Consider the following 19,949-nt stretch of genomic DNA (forward strand, 5'->3'; position numbering starts at 1 on the left):
GAGGGTCGGCCGGAATTCGTGAAATTTTCGCCAAAGTTGCCTTAAGCATTTGATCCGAAACGAAAAAGTGGCTCTCTACCTCGGGCCAAGGCGCGGTTGTGCGGGCTATGCCGAGCCGTGACGCAGCTATCGCGTACGGATGTAGGCACCGAAGAGGCCCGCGTGCAGGTCGCGCAAGGCCTTTCGTCTTTCGAGAAGTTCATGCTGCCGGCCTTCGCGTTCAAGGCGCAACATCTCGAGCATGATCCGCATGCCCTGTTCGGGCAACGTTCGTGTCGAGAACTCGGCCGCGCGCAGAAACGCGGCAAGCCCAGGTTTTTCCGTCAATGCCCACGCCGGGAACCACGCGAGATCATCGAGCGTACCGTCCCCATCGAAATTCGCGTCGAATACCCGGCGCAGCGCCAGCAACGACGAATCACCGAGCCCTTGCATCAACGCGCCGAGCCGCTTCGGAGACAACCAAGCGAGTTCGGCCAGCAGCGGCCACGCTGATTCAAGCCCCTGGAGCCGGTAAACCGTTTCCGCCATCCAGGCAAGCGTGGTGGGGATGCGTCGCCACAACTCGATCCGTTCGATGCTCTCGCGTGCCGCGAGCCACTCCGTCGCCCGGATCCATAGTGGCGCGGTATGCCATTCCGGCATATCGCGGCGAAACGGCAGATGGGAGGCGGCTTGCGCAAGGGTACGCCACAGCGACAGGCACCAGGCCGTGCCGCCGGCGTCGCCGAATGCACGGTGCGCCGCCGGCACGATCTGCGAAGACCATGCCTCGAAAGTGTCGCGCAATACTGCATGACTTGTCACAGGCTCCGGAACAGGATGTTCAAGGACTCCCACCAGCATCGCGAGGGTCGGCGCGAGCGCGTCGAGCGGGTATTCCGAGGTCAGCCGAAGCAGCGCTTCACGTCCGGCGGTGGCATTGCATTGCTCAAGCGCCGCCAGCACGTCATTGCGCAGCATGACGTCGCGGCTGTGTTCGAAGAGGTCGAGCTGATTTGTCACGGCGTCCAGGTCGATGGTTTCCCAAGAATCTGAGTCAGCAGCTGCCCCTGTGCAGGAGCGGCCCGGTATCCAAAATTCCTCTACGCCGCCGATCCGAAAACGAAATCGATCGACGTATCGAGCGGCGGCACCTTTCGCTGGAGATCCACCAAATAAGACCCGAGCCGGTTGATGTGGTCCTTCCGGTAAGGCGAAAGCGCCTGGAGCACCTCGGCGTCGACAGGATGGCCCTTCATTTGCAACTCCTTCAGTTTGCGCGACATCCACTGCACGTTGTAGAGGATGACCATGTTCGCGACGAGCTGGTTGTACTTGATGACTTTGCGTTGCTCGTGTCGGACGTTTTCCGCGATGACGTCACCGCCGAACATCAGCCATTTCGCAAAATCGTTGAACTGTTCGCTCTTGTTCGTCGCGGCATGGATCGTCCGGCGCATTTCGGGGTCCTTGATGTAGCGCAGCAGGAACAGCGTACGGATTACCCGCCCGAGCTCGCGGAACGCGAAATACAGCTTGTTCTTGACACTCTCGGAGCCGAGGCGCCGCAGGATCGTCGATGGTGTCATCCGACCGGCTTTGATTGAGATGGCGACGCGCAGCATGTCCGGCAAGTGCCTTTCGATCAGGGCCCAGTCGACGTTGCCGCGGAACAGTGATTCGATGTTCGTGTAGCGACGGCGGCGGTCCGCCTTGTAGAAGCGCAATTCCTTGATGTCGCGGATGCGGGGCATCAGCTTGATGCCAAGCAGGTGTGCGAGTGCGAAGACCGGCGCGCTCTGCGCCTGGGTATCGCCATGGATCGTGTCCGGCTGCACATCGGAGGTATTCTTGATCAATCCGTCAAGGATGTAGACGGCTTCATGCACGCCGCACGGGATGAAGTGGCTGAAGAGCGCGATGTACTTGTCTGACACGTGGTAGTAACCAATACCGCCGTAGCCGCCGTACCGGATGTGATATTCGGACAGCAGATTTTGTTCGTAGAGATTCCATTTCGTGCCGTCGGCCGAAACTCGGCTTCCGGAACCCCAGAACTTCGGCAACGCAAATTGGTTGTAGGCGTTGATGACCCTGACGATGGCCTTGTCCAGGCGCTCTTCGGTCACGTGGCGCAGATTCAGCCAGGCGACCTGTTTGCGGCTGAGGTTCTTTACCGAGCGTGCCGTCTGCGCCGGCCCGAGATTGCACCCATAGCAGAACAGCGTCGTGATGAAGCGCTTGCGCGGCTCGTCGATTTTTGCCTCGAAGCCGGATAACGGGCCAAACAGTCGGTGCAAATCGAGCCACTGTTCGGTTTCGGTCAGGATGTCAAGGATGCTGACCGGCCGCATCGACGCCGTGATGGCCTGGTCGATCAATATCTTGTTTGGCGGGTCGGCCTTCTTCTCGAGCTTGTGGAGAATCAGACCTTGTTCGCCAATCTCGACGTAGTCGTTCTCCGGAAAGGCAGCGTCGACCTCGTCGGCCAGTGCGCTGAGTTTGTCCTTCAGTTGCTGGACGAAGGCCCGGCCATCGACCGGGAAGTCAACAAGTTCACCATAGCGCGGCAGTTCCTCGCGAAATTCCTCCCACGAAACTTGGTGTTCACGGGGGTCGTCGTACTGGTCGCTGTGCTCGACGAAAACGTCGCCGGAGTTTAGCTCGCGCCTGAGCTGGCTAAACACGCATAACTCGAAATATTTCCGGTGCAGCAGTCGAGCGGACCGACCGTCTGGGAAGACAAATTTCTCCCACTTCTCTGGCATCCAGTCGAGCGGCAGCTCCGCGAGGTCCGCGTCGCCCAGCAGCAGGTATTCGCGACGTGACGCCCGGTACTGCTGGATCCAAGCGAGCGCGCCGAGCAGGGCATCGTCCTGGGAGCTCGATCGCAGTGACAGGATATCGAGGCACTGGAACAGCAGTGACCGCAGATTCCTGTAGGGGGCCAGCAGAAACGGGATGGCGTGATTGCCGGTATATGCGATGTGCTCGTTGCATCGGTTCAGGGCGTTGCCGGGATCGTCATTGAGGGATGCCCTCATGCGCGCAATGCGCTCGGCGGGCGGCGCCTCATCGTCCTGCAGGATGTGGAGCACGTCTCGAAACTGACTGACGAGCGATTCGAGCTCGTCCGCGTGGGCCAGCCGATACTGTTTCATGCGCAGTTCCCCCGTGCCTTCCAGGTTGCGGACCGTCTTGATGAAGATTTCCGCGACGTCATCAAGTGCCTTCTGCAGTTGCGCAAGGATGAATAGCACAGCAAGCGTGTAGCGCTTCGCTGGCTTGAGCACGCGCATCTCATGTACGTCGAGGGCCCGTGCTTCAAGGACGAGTTGCATGCGCTTGGGGACCGAGAGCATTTCCGGCGGCGGCGGTAGGCCGTCGGCCAGTTCGTTCATGGTCTGGATGTGCTTGAGGAAGCTTGCGACCTCGCGCGGCCTCGGCCGTTTGGGTTCCCGCTTCAATTCGTCCCAGGGCGTGCGTCCCGCCCGGTTGCTGAAGAGACCGTCGAGGCGGGCTCTGAGCGGCTCGTCCAACGCCTCGGAGAAGGCCTGGTAGATGGCCTCATGCAGCTGACTGCGGGCGGAAGCCGCAATGCGCGAGAGTGTGGCCAGCGGCGGCAGTTCGTAGCGCTGCCTGATGAGCTCTTCGAGCAGCACGTTGACGATGTCCGGTAACTCTGCCTTCGTGCGCGCCGCGATGGCCGCGACGACAGCAAGCCATTCATGGGTCAGCGCATCCACGACCCGGATGCCGACAAATTCGCGCAGCACCTTCTGGTGCCTAGACTTGCTGCCCGATCTGTCATAGCGCTTGATCGCTGTGCGGGGCGGCGTTCGGACCTTGAGCACCGCGCAAATATGGGCGACGATTTCAGGCGGCACGTCTGACAGTGGCGGCATGTATCCCAGACGCTGGAGCAGTTTCAGCTGCGTCAGAATCAGTACGCGCGTTGGCGCCTGCCGGAACTGGCCGTACACGAAGCGGATTTCGGCGGCGCTGGGCGTGTAGACGGCCTGCAACTCCTCCGCGGCAACCTCCGCTGGCAGTGACGGGTACGCGGTTTCGGAGATCGGGTTCATAGGTGCCGCCGGAATTGAGCCAGCCGGTACCGTTGCTGCATTTTCCGCCTGTCAGCGTTGCGGCAATTTGAGCGAGCCCGATAACACCGCTGCCGCAAGGTCCGCATCGCTCATGCCCATGATCCGTTCGATCGTGCCGTGCGGCAGCTCGTCTGCCAGTGCGAGAAGATCGTCGAGCAGCGCCGCCAGTCGGTCGATCCGCGCGCTCAGATGAGCAAGGGCTTCGCGCTCCTGCGCCGTGAGCGGCCCGGATAGCCACCGTGCCACCTGCTCGCGCTGGATCGGCAGAAAATCCCGTTGTTCGCCGTAGACCTGGCGCGTCCGGGCCAGGGTGGCGCCGTCAAGCACATGGGGTCGCGACCGGCACCGGATCAGGGCGTCGAAGGTGGCCTGCACCTCTTCAATCTGGGCGCCGGCGAGATCAAGAATGACCGGCAGCGCAGCGATCGGCTGCCAGGCTGGTGTTTGTGGTTCGTTCGTGTTCATGAGGCTCGGATTCCTGTCGGGCGGTTGCTCATGGCACTGCATCGGGCCAGCGCCCGCAGGCGATGACCGAAGGCCCGATTGTAGCGCGGGCGCTGACGCGTTCCGCGGGAATCCGAAAGCCGTTGCTCGCTGTTGGCTCAGCTGGCGCGACGTCTGGCTGTACGCGCTGGCGCAGACTCGTCGCGGCCCTTGAGCTGGCCCTGCAGCAGGGCGACCTGCTGGGTCAGGGAATCGCGCTCGCGCCGCAATTCGCGCGCCTCTTCCATGACACCGGCGAGCTGTTTTTCATGCCGTTCGGCCAGCCGCCGGTGTTCTGCAGCGTCGGCGGAAAGGCGCTGCCCGTCGGCCACAAGTTGCTCGTTGCGCTGGCGGGTCTTCGAAAGGGCTGCTTCCGCGCGACGCTGGGCTTCACGCGCTTCCTCGGTCTGCAGCATGACGAGCTTCTGCACGCCCTCGAGCCGGGCAGTGGCCTGGTCGACCTCCGCCCGCAGGGCGGCCTCGTGTTCGGCACGGGCGCCCCGCACAGCTTCCAGTTCGCGGGCATGGGTGAACTGCGCTTCGTGCAAAGCCTGTTCCGATTGCGCGCGCACGGCGTCGCGCTCAGCCGCGGCGGATTCGGCCTGCCGGATGGCAGCCTCCAGCTGGGTCTGGCCCCGGGCCTGATCGGCCAGCGCGGTGGCGAGCCGCGCCTGCAGGTCGTCAACCTGGGCGCGAAATGTTTGCACTTCCGCCTGCAACCCCGTGTTGGCGGACTGCAGCGATTCGGCGCGCGTGGTGGCGGCGGCCACTTCGGCCTCAAACTCCCCGCTGCGCTGCGCGAAGACCTGTTCTCCCTGCGCGACGGCCAACGCCCAGACCGACAGCATCGCGTTGGCGACTGCTGGCGGCAGTGCGGCGGAGAGCGCGTCGTTGCGCGCCTGCTCGTCCTTCCACAGCTTCAGCTCGTCGTTGATGGTGGTACGGCTGCCCTGGCGAATCTCGGCGTAGATCAGGTCGACGGTGAGCTCATGCGCGTGCCGGCCCGCGGCAACCAGGCGCGCGGCGGATTCACGGGTGCGTAGACGGGTATCGCTGATACGGCTCATGGGCGGAAGCGGGCTGAGAGGGTGGGATTTTGTGATTCTACGTAATGTATTTGATCGTATTACGTTATATGCGTAATCACAAGCACCAGAAATTTACGATAACGCGCATAATCGTAATGTTCACAGGTGTACGATGCGGAACCCCGCCGCAAAATCGTGCCAGTCCATGAACCTGCCCGCTCCAGCCCTCGAATCGCTCCTGCCAATCGCGCTGCCCGCCGCACTGGACGGCCATGACGGCACTAACCGGGCGCGCGGCACGATCCGACAAATCACTGCGGATACCGACCTCGAGGCCGTACGCCTGTGGCTTGCCGAGTACGCCAGCTCGCCGCACACGCTGCGCAGCTACCGAAAGGAAGTGGTGCGGCTGCTCGTCTGGGCAACGCGCACGCTGGGCAAGCCGCTCTCCAGCCTCACCCGCGAGGATTTCCTACTCTATGAGCGGTTTCTGGCCGCGCCGACGGCGGACTGGACCGACCTGGCGCTGCCGCGCCGCGGCGGGGCGAGGCGCCTGTTCGAGGGGGCGCTCGCCGAGCGCAGCCGCCGTCAGGCGCTCGGCATCCTTTCCGGACTGCTCGACTATCTTGTCGCGGCCGGCTACCTCGCCGGCAATCCGCTTGCCCTGCGCCGCAGCCGCTCAACGCGTGGCTCGCGCGCGCGACGCGTCGAGCGCTATCTTGATCATGCGCTGTGGCAGGTGGTCCTCGCATCGATCGAGAGCTGGCCGCAGGACATGCCGCGCGAGTGCCAGCACTACGAGCGCAGCCGCTGGGTGATGCGCTTTCTCTACCATACGGCGGTACGCGCGAGCGAAGCCGCCCACGCGAAGGCGGCCGACTTCGTCCAGCGGCGTGGACGCTGGTGGCTGCACGTTGTCGGCAAGGGCGGCGCGGAGGGCGAGGTACCCGTGAGCGACGCGTTGATGGCCGAGTTTGCTCGCTATCGCGCGTTCCACGGCCTGCCGCAGATGCCGGGGCCCGGCGACCTGAGCCCGGCCATTCTGAGCATCGCAGGCGACGCTCAGCGGCACCTCACGCCGACGGCGGTCTATCTGATCGCGAAGGAGGTGTTCCGGCGGGCGGCCGCCGTGTTGGAGGCGAGCGATCCGATCGGCGCGGCGACGCTGGCGCGTGCCTCGACGCACTGGCTACGCCATTCCGCGGCTTCGCACCAGGCCGACGCCGGCACCGATATCCGCTTTATCCAGAAGAACCTGCGGCATGCGTCGATTGAGACGACTGGCATCTACCTGCACGCCGAGGACGACCGGCGGCATGCCCACACCGTGGGCGAGCAACAAGCTCAACCCTCCACCGCGCCCGCCGCGCCACGGTAAGCGCCTATCGTCCCTGTCATTTGTGAGGCGCTCGGCCCCCACCTTGGTCTCGAATGGAGCGGCCCGACCGGTTTGCACTGGCGGAGCGTCGACGCCGGCATGCGCACCTCCAAAGCGCCTCGCCTGCGCGACCTCCTACAGGCGTAGGCACCGTCGTTGCCCCAACGCGGCCTCATCGATCGCGCGCGCTAACGCTCGTGAGGGAGTCCATTGGCCCCCTTGCGCAATGAATCGCGCGGACGCGTCGACGACGGGTTGCTTGCTCTCTTCCGCGGGCGCGGCGAAGACGGGGGCAACGACCGACTCCACGAGGGCAAATTGCTGCCTGTCGAATGCCCCTGGGTCGAAGCGACCTTCGGCATCGAACGTGAGCATGGAAAACGTCGTTCGAACGACGCGCACAGGTTCCCTGGCCACGAGTTCGACGACCACATCGGCCATGCGCGCACGCTGTCCGGCAAAAGCGGACAAGCAGTGGTTGGCCGGCTCCCGCAACATCCGCTGGAATTTGGTGCTTGGCAGCTGCCAGAGCGTATCGTCAGGGGCGATGAGAAACCTTCGGCAAGAAAACCCCATATCTGCCCCCAAGCTTCAACTTGGCCACAATGTCCCGCCCCATTGGGACGGCTCCCTCCGCACATCGTACACCGAGAGCATGACTGGGCCTTGTGCTGTGACGAAGGTCGCTTGGCGGCCAGTCTCAGACATTCGTGTTGCGCTCCTTGATGACTGGACCTGGAGCGCCACTGGTCATACAGCAAGGCCTCATCCATTGGGCAATCAGCCCAGCTTGTACCTCGGTGCGGTCCGAAATGTGCTTAAAAAGACTCTAATGTAGAGATATCTACACCATTGAAATAGGCGATATGGGCTTCTAACATGCGCCCATGATTACGTTCACCGATGCTTGGTCCTTACTGATCGTCACGCTACCAACTTCCGGCGCCACAGCCCGGATGCGGATCTGGCGTGCGATCAAGACCATTGGTTGCGCCGCACTGCGCGACGGCGCCTATCTTCTGCCTGCTGGCGAGTCGCAGCTCGCCCAGCTGCGCGAGCTGGCCGACGAGGCCCGGCAGGAAGGCGGCCAGGCCTGGCTGCTAAATTTCCGCGCCGCCAATCCGGAGGAAGAAGCCGCTTTCCGGGCGTTGTTCGACCGCAGCGCCGACTATGCCGAACTGCAGGCGGCCCTGTCAGATGCGCGCCAGTCGCTTTCCGACCAAGGCGGCGCCGAACTGAATCGCCTGCTGCGCCGTCACGGGCGTGCCTACGAAGCGATCCGCATGATCGACTTCTTCCCCAACGAGGCGTCGATCCGGGCCGAAGCCCAATGGCATGACTTCAGCCGCGCCATCGACACCATCCAGTCTCCGGGCGAACCACAGGCGCTCACGCGGGCCATCGCTCGTCGGGATCCGGCCCAGTATCAAGGGCGGCTTTGGGCGACGCGCCGCCACCTGTGGGTGGACCGCGTGGCCAGCGCTTGGCTGATCCAGCGCTTCATCGATCCCCACGCCAGGTTCCTTTGGCTGGAAAGCCCTGCCGATTGCCCTGACGATGCGCTGGGCTTTGACTTTGACGGCGCGACCTTCACCCACGTTGGCGATCGGGTTTCATTTGAAGTGCTGCTGTCGAGCTTCGGCCTCGAATCCGACCGCGGGCTCAGCCGGCTCGGCACCATGGTCCATGCGCTGGACATTGGCGGCATTTCGGTACCGGAAGCCAGCGGCTTTGAAGCGATGCTGGCCGGCGCACGAGCACGCCTGGCCAACGACGACGCCCTGCTGGCGGAAATCGGCACGGTGCTCGATTCGCTTTACGCACACTTCTCGGCCAATAAGAAGCCCTGAGTTCAACTTCCTCTCCAGGGGATTCCCCTTTATGAATCGCATGCAACAAGCCGGCATGGCACCGCCAGACGTCTCGGAACGGCCCGCCTATACCCTCTGGCAGCTCCTGCTCTATTTCCTTCGCCTGGGCACGTTTGGTTTTGGCGGGCCGGTCGCGCTGGCCGGCTATATGCATCGCGACCTCGTGGAGCGGCGGGGCTGGATCAGCGATGGCGACTACAAGGAAGGCATCGCGCTGGCACAACTGGCGCCCGGGCCGATGGCAGCGCAACTGGCGATCTATCTAGGCTACGTCCATTATCGAGTCCGCGGTGCTACGCTGGTCGGCCTGGCCTTCGTGCTACCGTCGTTCCTGATGGTGCTGGCGCTAGGCTGGGCCTATGTCCGGTTTGGCGGGCTGACCTGGATGCAATCGGTCTTCTATGGCGTGGGCGCCGCCGTCATCGGCATCATCGCCATCAGCGCCTATAAGCTGACCACAAAGAGTGTGGGCAAGGACAGACTGCTCTGGGCAATCTACCTGGTGCTGGCTACGGTGACCGTCGTCACAGAGTCCGAAATCGCCTGGCTGTTCCTGGCAGCCGGCGTGCTTGCCTGGTTCTGGCGCGCCCCACCCAAATGGCTGCGCCAGAGTGGCGCCAATGCGCTTGCGGCCACGCAGGTACCGGCAGCAAGCGGCCTGCTGAGCACGCTGGACTGGCCGCTGCTGACCCAGATCGGCGTGTTCTTTGCCAAGGCAGGCGCCTTCGTTTTCGGCTCGGGACTCGCCATCGTGCCATTCCTCTACGGCGGTGTCGTGACGGAATACCAGTGGCTCAACGAAAAGCAGTTTGTCGATGCAGTGGCCGTGGCCATGATCACGCCCGGCCCGGTGGTCATCACGGTCGGCTTCATCGGTTACCTGGTGGCCGGACTGCCCGGCGCCTGCGTGGCGGCACTGGCAACGTTTCTGCCCTGCTACTTGTTCACCGTGCTGCCAGCCCCCTATTTCAAGAAGTACGGAAAACTACCGGCCATCCTGGCCTTTGTCGATGGCGTCACGGCGGCCGCGATTGGCGCCATCACCGGTGCAGTGTTCGTGCTGGCCAAGCGCTCGATTGTCGACGCTCCGACCATCCTGCTGGCGCTGGGCACGGTCGCGTTGCTGCTTAAATTCAAGAAGCTGCCTGAGCCAGTCATCATCACCGGTGCCGCGCTGATCGGCCTTGCCGTCTATCCGGTGTTGCACCACTGAATCAAACGAACGAGGGCGATACCATGGGCTACGAAATGAAACCGCTGGCATGCGATCCGGCACGGCTTTCTGGCTTTTCGGAGAAGCTGATCGACAGCCATTACGAAAACAACTATGGCGGCGCGGTGAAGCGGCTAAATGCGATTACCGCAGAGCTGTCAGCACTCGACGTGGCAGCCGCACCGGTCTTTATGCTGAACGGCCTGAAGCGCGAAGAACTGATTGCAACCAACTCCATGATCCTGCATGAGGTGTACTTCGACAGCCTCGGCGACGGCGGCAGTCCAGGCGGTGAACTGGAAGCGGCGCTCGTACGCGATTTCGGCTCTGTTGCGCGCTGGCAAGCGGAGTTCGCCGCCATGGGCAAGGCACTTGGCGGCGGCTCGGGCTGGGTACTGCTGACTTACTCTCCGCGCGACGCTCGGCTGGTCAACCAGTGGGCTTCCGACCACGCCCATACGCTGGCTGGCGCGACGCCGATCCTGGCGCTGGATATGTACGAGCACTCCTACCACATGGACTATGGTGCGAAAGCCGCGGCCTATGTCGATGCGTTCATGCAGAACATCAATTGGGCAAGAGTCGCCGATCGCTTCGGAGGCGTGAATAAGTAGTCAAGGAGAATCCCGGCCGCCAGACACAGCCACCACCTCGACAAACCGGAGTGGAAACCACCATGAAATGGATTACGCGGGAACGCCCCAAGATCGACCGCATCGCTTGCCCGTGGCTCATCGCCCGGTTCATCGACGAGGCGCCGGAATTTCTCTATGTGCCCGCCAGCGACGTGTTGCGCGTGGCAGGCGAGACCGGCGCCATTCCCTATGACATCCCCGGCGTGGAGCTGTCGCATGTCGGTGAGCTGTGCAGCTTTGACGCCTTTCTGGACAAGTACGGCCTGCCCGACCCCGCCTTGCGGCAACTGGCAGCGATCGTGCGCGGCGCCGATACATCGAAGCTCAACCTGACGCCGCAGTCTAGCGGACTCTATGCGATTTCCCTTGGCCTCTCGCAGGTGTATGCCGACGATCACGAGATGCTCGGCCATGGCATAGTGATGTACGACGCGCTCTATGCGTGGTGTCAACACTGCCAGGCGGAAACCCACCACTGGCCGCCGAAGGTGCCTGGCTGAACGCTGGAGTCACAGCAATGCTGGATGTCTTGGCCGACCGCACCTACCGGCACTTGTTCCTTGCGCAGGTCATCGCGCTCGTTGGTACTGGGCTGGCGACGGTTGCCCTAGGGTTGCTCGCCTATGACCTGGCTGGCGCGAATGCCGGCACTGTCCTCGGGACCGCCCTGGCGATCAAGATGGTCGCCTATGTCGGTGTCGCACCAGTCGTCGGTGCATTCGCGAACCGGTTGCCCCGGCGCGCGTTCCTGGTGTCGATGGACCTGGTCCGTGCCGGTGTCGCGGCCTCGCTACCGTTCGTGACCGAAGCCTGGCAGATCTATCCTCTCATTTTCCTACTCCAGTCCGCGTCGGCGGCGTTCACGCCCACGTTCCAGGCAACGATCCCCGACGTGCTGCCCGCCGAGAAGGACTACACCAGGGCATTGTCGTTGTCACGGCTGGCCTATGACCTGGAAAGTCTTGCCAGCCCTGCGCTGGCCGCGGCGCTATTGACGATTATCGGCTTCCACTGGCTGTTTGCCGGCACCGTCATCGGCTTCCTCGTTTCGGCTGCGCTGGTTGTTTCTGTGCGCCTGCCTCAGTCAAGGGCAGTGGAGCGATCGGGAAGCATCTACGCCAGGACTTTCCATGGCATGTCGATCTATCTGCGGACGCCGCGCCTCAGGGGCTTGCTTGCGCTGAACCTTGCCGCTGCGGCGGCGAGTTCGATGGTCATCGTGAATACTGTCGTCTACGTGCAAAGCAAAATGCAGCGTCCCGCCACCGACGTTCCGATTGCATTGGCCGCGTTCGGATGCGGATCGATGCTCGTGGCGCTGCTGCTGCCGAAGTACCTCGACAAGCGGCCCGACCGGCCCGCCATGCTAACCGGTGCTTCGGTCATGGCGCTTGGCTTGCTGGCCGGCGTCGCTATCGCGGGCGTGGGAGGGCCGGCTGAATGGCCGACACTCCTCGCAGCCTGGTTCACGATCGGCATCGGTTACTCGATGACGTTGACGCCCAGCGGGCGCTTGCTGCGGCGCTCGGCAAGCTCGGCCGACCGGCCGGCAGTCTTCGCCGCGCAGTTTTCCCTGTCGCATGCGTGCTGGCTGGTCACGTATCCGCTGGCCGGGCAGCTTGGTGCGAGGCTAGGCATGGCACCGACCTTTGCCGTTCTCGCTGCGCTGACAGTCCTTGGCGTGGGGATTGCCTGGCGGATGTGGCCAGCGGCAGATCACAATATTCTCGACCACAGCCATCCGGCGGATGCGGCATTCGAGGACCACCTGTCGGAAGGCGAGCGGACGGGAAGCCACAGCCACCGGCACCCGTTCACCATCGATGATCTTCATCCCAGATGGCCGGACCATCACTAGGGCGCATGCCCGTTCGTTCCGGCATCTGCTGTTCACAGTGGCTGGTTTGGCGCCGGCCGTCCTTCTATTTCTTTGCCACAAAGCGTGCCGTCACGGTCTTTCCGTCGGCAAACTTGATCGTCGCGACCAGCTTGGAGCCGGCTTTGAGCTGCAGCCTGTCGGCCGCTACCAGCGCATTGTCCGTCCCCGGGTTCAGCGCCGTTTCCGTCTTCTGGGCGCCCGTCAGCACCGTCAGCTTGCCGCTGGCACCAGCCACCGGCAGCTTTTTGTCATGGTCGTCGACGTAAATGGTGACGGCGCCGTCCTTGTTGACCAACTCGAACTGCAGGTCGCTGGCAGTCTGCACGATGCCGCCGTACTGCGCGGGCTTGGCGCCGTGGGCCATGGCCAGACCGGAGAGGCCGGACAGTGCGAGGCTGCCTGCAAACAACATGGCTGAGATCTGTTTCTTCATCGAATACTCCGTTGGTGCAGCGACTTACGGGCGTCGCTGCCAAAGCCCGTAATCAGTAGGCGTCGCCTTGCTGCTGCGACAGGATGCGCTCCAGCGGGAGGCGACCGAACAACCAGAACGCCAATGGTGTCAGCACGGAATCCAGGATGGTCGAGCTGATCAACCCGCCGAAGATCACCACTGCCACCGGATGCAGGATTTCCTTGCCGGGCGCATCGGCCGACACCAGCAACGGCACCAGCGCGAACGCCGCAACCAGCGCGGTCATCAGTACCGGCGTCAGTCGCTCCAGCGACCCGCGCACAATCATCGGGGTACCAAAGGTTTCCCCTTCAAAGCGGCACAGGTTGATGTAGTGGCTGACTTTCAGGATGCCATTGCGTGTGGCGATGCCCGTCAGCGTGATGAAGCCGACCATGGACGCCACCGACAGCGTCAGACCGCCGAGCCACATGGCGATCACGCTGCCGATCAACGCCAGCGGGATGTTCGCCATGATGATCAGGGTGAGCGTCGCAGAGTGGTAGCGCGAGTAAAGCACCAGGTAGATCAGTGCCAGCGACACGAGGGACAGCAACACGATCAGTTGTGTGGCCTGCTCCTGCGCCTGGAACTGCCCCTCGATGCTGACGAAATAGCCGCCGGGCAGCCCCGCGCGCGCGACCGCGCCGCGCACATCGCCAATGATCTTCGACATATCCGAGCCGTCGGTATTGGCGTAGACGACAATGCGCCGGCGGCCGTTCTCGCGCCCGATCTGGTTCGGGCCGTCGCCATCCTCGACGTTGGCGATTGCCGACAACGGCACCGCGCCACGTGGCGAATCCAGCATGACGCGGGATAGGTCCTGCGGCGTACGGCCGGAATCGGGCAGCCGCACCACCAGGTCATAGCGGCGCACGCCCTCGATCACCTGCGTGACGCGCGTGCCGTCCGACAACGTCTGCAAGGCTTTCAGCGCCTCGCCTGCCGGGATGCCGTATTGCGCAGCCTTGCGGTAATCGAGTCGCACATTGACTTGCGGTATCAATACCTGGCGCTCAACCGTGATATCGACGAGTCCTGGTATGGCAGCAAGCCGCCCGCGCACATTCTCCGCCAGGCCGCGCAGCGTATCGAGATCATCGCCATAGATCTTCAGCGCAATCTGTGCCCGCACGCCGGACAGCAAGTGATCCAGCCGGTGGGAAATCGGCTGGCCAATTGCCACCGACGCAGGGAGACTCGCAAGCTGGGCGCGAATGGCGGCCATCACTTGCTCCCGACTGCGGCCGGAGCGCTTCAGGTCGACGTCGATCTCGGATGAATGCACGCCTTCGGCATGTTCGTCCAGTTCGGCACGGCCGGTGCGCCGCCCGACCTGCGTCACCTCCGGAACCTGCCGGATCAGCGTCTCCGCCAGGGCACCCATGCGGTTGGCTTCGGCCAGCGAGGTACCAGGATTGAACATCAGCGACATGACGAGAGAGCCTTCGTTGAAGGCTGGCAAGAAGGCCCGCGGCATGAAAGGCACGGTGGCAGCCGCCAGCGCGACGGCGACGGCGGCTACGCCGAGCACCGCCTTGGCGCGGGGGAACGACCAGTCCAGTACCCTGCCATCGACACGCTTGAGCCACGCCACCAGTGGGCTGTCCGGATGCTCCAGCCGCTTCATTCGCGGCAACAGGTAGTATGAAAGCACCGGCGTCACCGTCATCGAGACCAGCATCGATGCCAGGATCGACACGATGTAGGCAATACCCAGCGGCGCGAACAGGCGCCCCTCGATACCCGGCAGCGCAAATAACGGCACGAACACCAGCACCACCACCAGCGTGGCATAGACGATGCCGGAGCGGACTTCGACCGAGGCGCGCCAGATGGTCTCCAGCACGGGCGGCGGGTCCTCCATGCTTGCGCGCTGCCTGAGCCGGCGCAGGATGTTCTCCACGTCGACTACCGCGTCGTCGACCAGTTCGCCGATGGCGATGGCCAGGCCACCCAGCGTCATCACGTTGATCGACTGGCCCAGCAGGTGGAAGGCCAGCGCGGTGACGGCCAGCGACAGCGGGATCGCCACCAGCGAGATGGCGGTGGTGCGCGCGCTCAGCAGGAAGGCGAACAGGATCACGGTCACCATGATGGCGCCGTCGCGCAGCGCCTCGACCACGTTGCCGATCGAGGCCTCGATAAAGTCTGCCTGCCGGAACAGCACCTGCGGCGCGGACAGGCCCGGCGGCAGCCCCTGCTTCAGTTCGCCCAGTGCTGCTTCAAGGTCCTTCGTCAGGCGCACTGTGTCGGCAGCGGGCTGCTTCTGCACGCTGACAATCACTGCCGGCTTGCCGTTGAATCCGGCATCGCCGCGCTTGAGCGCCGCGGCATAGCGCACGCCGGCCACCTGCTCCAGCATCACCGGCATACCGTCCTTGTAGGCGACTGCCAGCCCTTTCAGGTCGTCGAGCCGATTGGTGCGCCCGAGGTTGCGGATCAGGTATTCGCGGCCGTTCAGGTCGATGAAGCCGCCGCTGGTATTGGCGGCGAAGTCGCGCAACGCGGTTTCGACCTGTGGCAATGCCACGCCAAACTGCGCCATCCTCGCCGTGTCCGGCTCGATCCGGAGCTGGCGCACCTCGCCGCCGATCGGGATGACCTGCGACACGCCGGCCACCGACAACAAGCGCGGCCGCAGCACGAAATCTGCGTACTCGCGCGCCTGCATCGGACTGGCCTTGGATGGGTCGATCGGCAACGCGATCAGCATGATTTCGCCCATGATTGACGAGACCGGCCCGAGAATGGGCGTCAGCCCGCCCGGCAACTGCTCCTTCACCAGCGCCAGCCGCTCCGACACAAGCTGGCGGTTTCGGTAGATATCGCTGCCCCAGTCGAACTCGGCATAGACGATGGACAAGCCAACGCCCGACACCGAGCGAACCCGCGTGACGCCAGGCATGCCATTGAGCGCGGTCTCGATCGGGAACGACGCCAGCAGCTCCACTTCTTGTGGCGCCATACCGCCGGCTTCGGTGATCACGGTGACCAGCGGCTTGTTGAGGTCCGGGAAAACATCCACAGGCGTGCGCCATGCGGTGAGGCCGCCGTACACCATCAGGATTAAGGCGACGGCCAATACCAGCAGCCGGTTGCCGAGGCTCGCGCGAACAATCCAGTTGAACATGCGCGCCCCTTTAGCGGATCTGGTTGATCAGTGCCGCCCCGGACACCACCACCCGGTTCTCCGGTGACAGTCCCTTGACCACGACAACTGTTGCCGCATTCAGCACGCGGGCTTCAACCGGCTGGGCGATAAAGCGCTGCGAGCCGGACTTGATCCAAACCACCGGCAGGTTGCTGGCATTGCGGACCAGGGCCTCGCTTGGCAAGGCGATGCCCTTGACCGTATCAGTCAGCGTAGCAACCACGGTCACTGGCTGCCCGACGGCAAGCGGCGCCGCATTGCCCGTCAGCCGGAACATCAGCGGCACGGCGCCATTCTTCAGACTACGGCCGGCGCCGATGAAATCCAGCTTGCCTCCGTCCGGCCGGCCCAGGGTCCCGCCCTCGATACGGTTGGCAAGCGAGGCATCCGCGGTGTTGGCCTCGATCAGCATCCGGGCCGGGTCAACCACTTCGTACAGCAAGTCGTCAGCGGCGACCACTTGACCCGCCAGCACATTGGCCGTGGCAATGACGCCACTGGCCGGCGCGGTCAGCGTGTCCGTCTGGTGCAGACTTTTGCCCACCGCCTCGCGCTGGCCGGAAAGACTCTGGACCTCGGCGCGGGCGGCTTCGATCTCCTTGCGCGGGATGCTGTCCTGCAGCGACGCCAGCCGCTGCAGCCGTTGCTGGGCCAGCTTCAGGCTGGCGCTCAGGTTGGCAAACTGGGCCTGCTGGTTGCCGATATCAAAGGGTTCATTCTTGTGCCGTAGCACGGCCAGCGCCTGACCCTTCCTTACGCGCTGGCCCAACACCGGGAAGCCACCCGGCGGCGGCTCGATCCAGCCTGCGTGACCTGCCTGCAGGCGCCCGCCCGCGTTGGGGTCGATCGCCACCACGGCATTCAGCTCTACCGTCACGGGGTGCAAGGCTTCCTGCGGCATCGTGGTCCGTATGCCCATGCGGCGTTGCGCGAGCTTAGGCACCTGGACACTGCCGTCGGGCAGCCGGGCCAGGCCGCCGCTGCCGGACACCGCTCCCGGTGCATCAAGGTGTTCGCCACCGGGCCCGTGTGCGCCGGGACCGGCCAGTGCTGGCATGGTTGCGCAGGCAGCCAGCGCGATGGCGATCGTTGCAAAAGTGGTTGTCTTCAGCATGTCGGGCCTCAGTTCTTCTTTTGGAGATTGCGGCGCTTCACGCCCCAGGCTGCGGCAGCCAGGACAACCGCCACAAGCAGGACGACCCACGGCCAGTGCGCTTGCCAGAAAGCCCCGAGGCCATGGGCGTGCGCGTCCGCGGCAACGTTCAGGGTGCCCTCGATCAGGTCCGACTCATTTCCGGCAACCAGCGTGAACACGAGCGCATGGTTGCCCGGTTGGCGCAGTGCCTTGAGGAGTTTCTCGTCGGTAAAGGAGTAATCGCCGAAGTCGGCGTGCAGCTTGCCTTGTGCCTTGATGCCGTTGAACTCGACCTCCAGCGTGCCGTTCAGCACCGGCTCATTGGTGACGTAGCGGTCGACCATCACCGACAGCTCATCAGCGGCCAGCGTGCCAACCAGCTCGAACGCTTCCGTATTGGCTTCGATGATGGGCTGGGCGTTGGCCGCGGCACCGGTGCTCGCCGGCGCGTCAAGGTGCTCGCCGTTGGGGCCATGGGCACCAGGCGCGGCATGCGCGGCGCAGGCGAGGGAAAAAAGCAGGATAAGAAAGAACTGGCGGATCATGGCAGAACTCCGAGAGCCTGGTTCAGGTTGGCAACGGCGATGCCGCGTCGGGCGTGCTGGCGCGCCAGGTCGGCTTCAGCTTCGAGGGCCTGGTTCTGTGCGCGCAGCACTTCGGGCAAGCCGATTTCGCCGGCGTTGAAGGTCTTGCGCAGCAGCGCCGCCCGTTCGGATAGCGTGGCGCTGCGCTCTTCGGTGAGTTTGAGCTGCTGCTCCGCGAGCGACAGCGCCGCTTGTGCCGCGTCGACATCGGAGCGGACGCTGCGTTCGGTACGATCGAACTCGGCTCGCGCTGTCATCAGATCCGTCTGCGCAGCGGTCTCACGTGGCAAATTGCGCGCATCGGTGGCAAACGGGATCTTGACGAACAGACCAATGGTCTGGTCACTGGGCATGCCACCGCCCGCGCGGTCGTTGCGGTACATCACACCGACCTCTGGCGGGTCACGGCGCGATTTGCGCAGGTAGCCCACCTGGCGCTCGCTACGCAGCACGGCCCGCTGCGCCGCTTCCAGCCGCGGATGACCCACGTTACTGGCACCAGTATCGCCCACGGGCGCTGCCGCTTCGACATATCGCAGCGGCAGCGCCGATACACCGGTCGCTTGCAGCAGCCGCGCCCTGGCATCTACCAGGCGGGCATCGCTGTCGGCAAGCAGGCCCTGGGCCGCCAAATAATCCTGCTGCGCCAGCAGCAGATCGGTACGCGCGAGATCGCCAGCGGTGACGCGCCGCCGCACATCGTCGCGTAACGACGCGGCGATCTCTACCCGGCGTCGCACCACATCGCGCTCCCCCTCCGCGGCCACGAGCTGCCAGACACGCTCGCGCACCTCCCCGGCAACGTTCAGGCGCGCCAAAGCAGTGCCCGCTTCAGCCTCGGCGGCTTGTGCGTCGGCCAAGTCACCGCGTGCCGCACGCTGGCCTGGCATCCACACCGGGACGCCAAGCTGAACCTCGCTCTCGCGCAGGCCGCGCTTTTCGGTCCAGCGGTCATCCCGGTGCAGCAGGCCCAGCGTGGGTGGCCCGGCGATCAGCGAATCCGCCTGGACCCGACTTGCCGCCGCCTCCAGACGCCGCCCCTCGGTCGCCTGGAATGCAACGGACCGCTCCCATGCGGTATTGAAAAGCGCGTGCAGATCCGCCGGTGCTGGCTGGCCATAGGCCGACGGCGCCAGCAGTGCGGCCGCAATAATCGAAATGAAAAACTTCTGCATGGAATCCCCAACGCAAATCGCGATAGCACAAGCAATGCGGCGGGGCGCGGCGCAGCCTATTCAAGCTATTGCGCCACGGTATGCAATCAAGAGGTCAGTGCCCCGCCGTCAGGCGGGCGCGTGAGGGGGGCGTAAGGGGGGACTGCCGCGGGGGTCAGGCATTCGGCCGCCGAGGAATAACGGCTCGGGTTGCGTCTGCTGCGACAACGGCAGCAGCAGGCCTGCTGGCAGCGGTGCCTGGAAGTGAGTGCCGTAGTCGAAGTCGAGTTGGTGCGACGCGGATGCTGGGGAATCGTCGAACGCGATTTCCCCGTCGTCATCGTGATGATGGGGGACATGTTCGGCGTGCGCCGCCATATGGTCCGGCGGGAAGCCCGCTGAATGCGCGAGTTGCCGCTGCGCTGCGGCCAATGCCTGCAGCGGCAGGATCAGCATCAGGAGGATGGCAATCACGCGCGACATAGGGCGGGATTCTACCTGACCTATAGCGGGCTGGCGCTGGACACGGAGGGTAGACCGTGTAACCGATTGTGGCGGCAAGGCTGTCGAACGTTAATCACTTCCTAGCCGCTGCGATGCTCTTCCCTCGAAATAACCGTGCTGCCAATTGATACGTATGAAGCACTTGCTCAGGCGGCCGTTGACCGTAGCCTAGTACGGATAACTGGCGACTTCGGTACCGCCGGAAAGTCCGCATTGTCGGTCAAACCGGCATAGAGGTCGGACATGCTGAATGTCGGTGATTTGAGCCGATCAGCCATGCAGTGCCCGTGGCGCTTGACGATGAGCAGAAGGATGCAAAATTCCCCTTATAGATCAATTCGTTAGGCCATATTTGGCGAAAATTTCACGAATTCCGGCCGACGCTC

At 63.9% G+C, this 19,949-nt stretch carries 17 protein-coding genes; 6 read left to right on the forward strand and 11 right to left on the reverse strand.

All coding sequences use genetic code 11. The features are described 5' to 3' along the window. Nucleotides 1-126: 126 nt before the first annotated feature. The 4 genes from IPF36_RS34725 to IPF36_RS17695 all read right to left on the reverse strand — a co-directional run bounded on the left by IPF36_RS34725 (nt 127) and on the right by IPF36_RS17695 (nt 5,638). Complete coding sequence (locus IPF36_RS34725; RefSeq protein WP_255519825.1) at nt 127-1,005, reverse strand: hypothetical protein; 879 nt, start codon at nt 1,003-1,005, stop codon at nt 127-129. Between the two features lie 80 nt (nt 1,006-1,085). Next, the gene (locus tag IPF36_RS17685; protein ID WP_195429308.1) at nt 1,086-4,067 is read right to left on the reverse strand and encodes a Tn3 family transposase; all 2,982 of its coding nucleotides are present in this window, start codon (nt 4,065-4,067) and stop codon (nt 1,086-1,088) included. 51 nt (nt 4,068-4,118) lie between these two features. Beyond that, nucleotides 4,119-4,553, reverse strand: a complete 435-nt coding sequence (locus tag IPF36_RS17690; RefSeq protein WP_195429310.1) for a hypothetical protein — start codon at nt 4,551-4,553, stop codon at nt 4,119-4,121. 137 nt (nt 4,554-4,690) lie between these two features. Further along, nucleotides 4,691-5,638, reverse strand: a complete 948-nt coding sequence (locus IPF36_RS17695; RefSeq protein ID WP_195429313.1) for a DNA-binding protein — start codon at nt 5,636-5,638, stop codon at nt 4,691-4,693. 166 nt (nt 5,639-5,804) lie between these two features. Between IPF36_RS17695 and IPF36_RS17700 the strand changes: the two genes are divergently transcribed. After that, entirely contained in the window at nt 5,805-6,977 is a 1,173-nt protein-coding gene (locus tag IPF36_RS17700) for a site-specific integrase (protein WP_195429315.1), read from the forward strand. Between the two features lie 135 nt (nt 6,978-7,112). Here the strand turns inward: IPF36_RS17700 and IPF36_RS17705 are convergent, their stop codons facing one another. Beyond that, nucleotides 7,113-7,418 (reverse strand): hypothetical protein, encoded by a 306-nt coding sequence (locus IPF36_RS17705; protein WP_195429318.1) that lies wholly within the window; start codon nt 7,416-7,418, stop codon nt 7,113-7,115. Nucleotides 7,419-7,864: 446 nt separating this feature from the next. On the opposite strand from IPF36_RS17705, the gene IPF36_RS17710 reads away from it, so the two are divergent. The 5 genes from IPF36_RS17710 to IPF36_RS17730 all read left to right on the forward strand — a co-directional run bounded on the left by IPF36_RS17710 (nt 7,865) and on the right by IPF36_RS17730 (nt 12,554). Continuing rightward, complete coding sequence (locus tag IPF36_RS17710; RefSeq protein WP_195429319.1) at nt 7,865-8,827, forward strand: chromate resistance protein ChrB domain-containing protein; 963 nt, start codon at nt 7,865-7,867, stop codon at nt 8,825-8,827. 40 nt (nt 8,828-8,867) lie between these two features. Further along, nucleotides 8,868-10,061: a chromate transporter gene (locus IPF36_RS17715; RefSeq protein WP_195429341.1), complete on the forward strand. Its 1,194-nt coding sequence runs from the start codon at nt 8,868-8,870 to the stop codon at nt 10,059-10,061. A gap of 23 nt (nt 10,062-10,084) precedes the next feature. Beyond that, nucleotides 10,085-10,675 (forward strand): superoxide dismutase, encoded by a 591-nt coding sequence (locus IPF36_RS17720; protein WP_195429321.1) that lies wholly within the window; start codon nt 10,085-10,087, stop codon nt 10,673-10,675. A 62-nt stretch (nt 10,676-10,737) separates the two neighbouring features. Then, nucleotides 10,738-11,196, forward strand: coding sequence for a chromate resistance protein ChrB domain-containing protein (locus tag IPF36_RS17725; RefSeq protein WP_195429323.1), 459 nt, complete (start codon nt 10,738-10,740; stop codon nt 11,194-11,196). A 17-nt stretch (nt 11,197-11,213) separates the two neighbouring features. After that, the gene (locus IPF36_RS17730; RefSeq protein WP_195429325.1) at nt 11,214-12,554 is read left to right on the forward strand and encodes an MFS transporter; all 1,341 of its coding nucleotides are present in this window, start codon (nt 11,214-11,216) and stop codon (nt 12,552-12,554) included. A gap of 64 nt (nt 12,555-12,618) precedes the next feature. On the opposite strand, the gene IPF36_RS17735 is transcribed toward IPF36_RS17730, so the two are convergent. The 6 genes from IPF36_RS17735 to IPF36_RS17760 form a co-directional block, all read right to left on the reverse strand. Continuing rightward, nucleotides 12,619-13,008, reverse strand: a complete 390-nt coding sequence (locus IPF36_RS17735) for a hypothetical protein (protein ID WP_195429327.1) — start codon at nt 13,006-13,008, stop codon at nt 12,619-12,621. Nucleotides 13,009-13,060: 52 nt separating this feature from the next. Beyond that, on the reverse strand, nt 13,061-16,165 hold the full coding sequence (locus tag IPF36_RS17740) for an efflux RND transporter permease subunit (RefSeq protein WP_195429329.1): 3,105 nt from the start codon (nt 16,163-16,165) through the stop codon (nt 13,061-13,063). Between the two features lie 10 nt (nt 16,166-16,175). Continuing rightward, on the reverse strand, nt 16,176-17,300 hold the full coding sequence (locus IPF36_RS17745) for an HlyD family efflux transporter periplasmic adaptor subunit (RefSeq protein WP_195429332.1): 1,125 nt from the start codon (nt 17,298-17,300) through the stop codon (nt 16,176-16,178). Nucleotides 17,301-17,308: 8 nt separating this feature from the next. Next, complete coding sequence (locus IPF36_RS17750; RefSeq protein ID WP_195429333.1) at nt 17,309-17,866, reverse strand: hypothetical protein; 558 nt, start codon at nt 17,864-17,866, stop codon at nt 17,309-17,311. Continuing rightward, nucleotides 17,863-19,080: a TolC family protein gene (locus IPF36_RS17755; RefSeq protein ID WP_195429335.1), complete on the reverse strand. Its 1,218-nt coding sequence runs from the start codon at nt 19,078-19,080 to the stop codon at nt 17,863-17,865. The genes IPF36_RS17750 and IPF36_RS17755 overlap by 4 nt, the downstream gene beginning before the upstream one ends. A gap of 108 nt (nt 19,081-19,188) precedes the next feature. Beyond that, nucleotides 19,189-19,542: a hypothetical protein gene (locus IPF36_RS17760; protein WP_195429337.1), complete on the reverse strand. Its 354-nt coding sequence runs from the start codon at nt 19,540-19,542 to the stop codon at nt 19,189-19,191. Nucleotides 19,543-19,949 lie beyond the last annotated feature (407 nt).

The sequence above is a fragment of the Cupriavidus sp. IK-TO18 genome (genome assembly GCF_015549295.1).
Lineage (GTDB): Bacteria > Pseudomonadota > Gammaproteobacteria > Burkholderiales > Burkholderiaceae > Cupriavidus > Cupriavidus oxalaticus_A.

Bases quoted from the DNA above. Each gene is read 5' to 3' on its own strand.
- IPF36_RS17685 (WP_195429308.1), bottom strand. From the start codon at position 4,067: ATGAACCCGATCTCCGAAACCGCGTACCCGTCACTGCCAGCGGAGGTT.
- IPF36_RS17690 (WP_195429310.1), bottom strand. From the start codon at position 4,553: ATGAACACGAACGAACCACAAACACCAGCCTGGCAGCCGATCGCTGCG.
- IPF36_RS17695 (WP_195429313.1), bottom strand. From the start codon at position 5,638: ATGAGCCGTATCAGCGATACCCGTCTACGCACCCGTGAATCCGCCGCG.
- IPF36_RS17700 (WP_195429315.1), top strand. From the start codon at position 5,805: ATGAACCTGCCCGCTCCAGCCCTCGAATCGCTCCTGCCAATCGCGCTG.
- IPF36_RS17705 (WP_195429318.1), bottom strand. From the start codon at position 7,418: ATGGCCGATGTGGTCGTCGAACTCGTGGCCAGGGAACCTGTGCGCGTC.
- IPF36_RS17710 (WP_195429319.1), top strand. From the start codon at position 7,865: ATGATTACGTTCACCGATGCTTGGTCCTTACTGATCGTCACGCTACCA.
- IPF36_RS17715 (WP_195429341.1), top strand. From the start codon at position 8,868: ATGCAACAAGCCGGCATGGCACCGCCAGACGTCTCGGAACGGCCCGCC.
- IPF36_RS17720 (WP_195429321.1), top strand. From the start codon at position 10,085: ATGGGCTACGAAATGAAACCGCTGGCATGCGATCCGGCACGGCTTTCT.
- IPF36_RS17725 (WP_195429323.1), top strand. From the start codon at position 10,738: ATGAAATGGATTACGCGGGAACGCCCCAAGATCGACCGCATCGCTTGC.
- IPF36_RS17730 (WP_195429325.1), top strand. From the start codon at position 11,214: ATGCTGGATGTCTTGGCCGACCGCACCTACCGGCACTTGTTCCTTGCG.
- IPF36_RS17735 (WP_195429327.1), bottom strand. From the start codon at position 13,008: ATGAAGAAACAGATCTCAGCCATGTTGTTTGCAGGCAGCCTCGCACTG.
- IPF36_RS17740 (WP_195429329.1), bottom strand. From the start codon at position 16,165: ATGTTCAACTGGATTGTTCGCGCGAGCCTCGGCAACCGGCTGCTGGTA.
- IPF36_RS17745 (WP_195429332.1), bottom strand. From the start codon at position 17,300: ATGCTGAAGACAACCACTTTTGCAACGATCGCCATCGCGCTGGCTGCC.
- IPF36_RS17750 (WP_195429333.1), bottom strand. From the start codon at position 17,866: ATGATCCGCCAGTTCTTTCTTATCCTGCTTTTTTCCCTCGCCTGCGCC.
- IPF36_RS17755 (WP_195429335.1), bottom strand. From the start codon at position 19,080: ATGCAGAAGTTTTTCATTTCGATTATTGCGGCCGCACTGCTGGCGCCG.
- IPF36_RS17760 (WP_195429337.1), bottom strand. From the start codon at position 19,542: ATGTCGCGCGTGATTGCCATCCTCCTGATGCTGATCCTGCCGCTGCAG.